This window comes from Endozoicomonas sp. SESOKO4, from assembly GCF_024606275.1.
Genome location: NZ_JAHHPS010000631.1, coordinates 1 through 1,901 on the forward strand (window position 1 = coordinate 1; position 1,901 = coordinate 1,901).

The 1,901-nt window shown below is 46.9% G+C and carries 3 protein-coding genes; 2 read left to right on the forward strand and 1 reads right to left on the reverse strand.

The window, feature by feature from the left end:
- The coding region (locus KDK16_RS12320; RefSeq protein WP_257276342.1) for a hypothetical protein at positions 1-196 on the forward strand (196 nt) is incomplete at its 5' end.
- 510 nt (positions 197-706) lie between these two features.
- Complete coding sequence (locus KDK16_RS12325; RefSeq protein WP_257276343.1) at positions 707-835, forward strand: hypothetical protein; 129 nt, start codon at positions 707-709, stop codon at positions 833-835.
- A gap of 635 nt (positions 836-1,470) precedes the next feature.
- On the opposite strand, the gene KDK16_RS12330 is transcribed toward KDK16_RS12325, so the two are convergent.
- A partial coding sequence (locus tag KDK16_RS12330) for a hypothetical protein (RefSeq protein ID WP_257276344.1) occupies positions 1,471-1,901 on the reverse strand: 431 nt, incomplete at its 5' end.

The following is a 1,901-nucleotide window of genomic DNA, read 5'->3' on the forward strand; positions in this document are numbered from 1 at the left end:
TTCACGGATTGAAGGCCGTGCTGATGACGATGGGACAGCAGATGAAACTTCAGAAGGCGACATCGAACCGGATGAAGTACGTGCTACAGAAGTCGTGTTCAATTCACTGGCTGAAGGCTGTGCCGATGACGATGAGGCAGCAGATGAAACCACAGAAAGTGGCACCGAACTGGATGAAGTTCGTGCTATAGAATGAGTGCTCAATTCACTGGTTGAAGGCTGTGCTGACGACGATGGGGCAGCGGATGAAACTTCTGAAGGTGACACCGAACTGAGTGAAGCATGGACTGCAGAATGAGTGCTCAATTCACTGGTTGAAGGCTGTGCTGACGACGATAGGACAGCGGATGAAACTTCTGAAGGTGACACCGAACTGGATGAAGTACGTCCCACAGAATGAGTGATCGACACGCTGGTCGGTGGTTGTGCTGATGACGATACGACAGCAGATGAAACTACTGACGGTGACACCGAACTGGATAAAGTTCCCGCTACATAAGCCGTACTCAATTCACTGGTTGAAGGCGGTGCCGATGACGATAAGACAGCAGATGAAACTTCAGAAAGTGGCACCGAACTGGATGAAGTTCGTCTTATCGAATGAGTGCTCAATTCGCTGGTTGAAGTCTGTGCTGATGACGATAGGACAGCAGATGAAACTTCCGAAGGTAACACCAAACTGGATGAAGTACGTGCCGCAGAATGAGTGGTCGATGCGCTGGTTGAAGGCTGTGCTGATGACGATGGAACAGCGGATAAAATTACTGACGGTGATACCGAAGTGGTTGAAGTACGTGTTACAGAAGTAGCGTTCAATGTGCTGGCTGATGGTTGAGCTGATACTGATGGGACAGCAGATGAAACTTCTGGAGGTGACACCGGACTGGATAAAGTACGGGCTAAAGTAGGCGTATTTATGACCGGGTGGTCGGTACTCAGGTATTGATTGAAATGATCATTGTCCAGCTTAATAGTGCTGGCCCAGCTGTTCCAGCTTGGAAAACAAACGACAAGTGACAATAATAATAAAGACGACTTTGTGTAGATAGTTGGGCTTTGCCGATACTGATCTTTCATCGGGCTGTTGCTCATTGAGAGAGTACCATGAAAAATAATGATGAGACTAATCGTATTTGTGTTCGTATATATAGACTATGAGGAGTCATCATGCAGAAACATGCGGGTGAGCGGGAAAAACTCCAATTTATAGCAACCGCACGACTGCGTGGATGCAGGAGCCAGAGCAATGCAGGAGCAGCTGGTAACCGTTCTCAAAAATTACTTTTACGTCACAAAATCGCGCTAACCAATTAAATTGTAATGCTTTGGAGGTTTTTTGGATTCAAGCACTACGAATGTACGTCACTGGCTTTATCGATGGTACGGTATTTTTTCAGCAGCTTTTTATGGTTTGTATGCTAGCATGTTGACAGCATTTTTGTGATACCCTCTTCAAGTGGGGGGAGGATGTCAAAAGGAGAGCAATTCGTGGGTTTCCGCTTCTGTTCCAAGGGGTTGCTTTTTAAACCTCTTGACGACTACGATAACAGCAACCGATACAGCCAGCACAGTGCCCGCTGCAATTAGCCCAATTCCCCAATCTGGAAGTACCGAAGACGATCCTGCGGACGATGAAGCGGCAGCGGGTTTTTGATAGTTATAGTTTTCAATACCCAGTGAAATTGCTTGCATCTGTACCTGCCGACTACCTCCCTCAATATCAGCATTTTCAACGGCCAGATAGACGTTATCACCGACAAAAACAGGACGCATGGACTCTGCTGTCGCAGGCTTAATGGTGGTGTCAAAACGATGGACATTGACCTGGTCTTGATAAGAAAACACCGACAGTTGTCCATCACTGTGGTAAATAATGGCGTGCAAATAATCTTCCGTGGTCA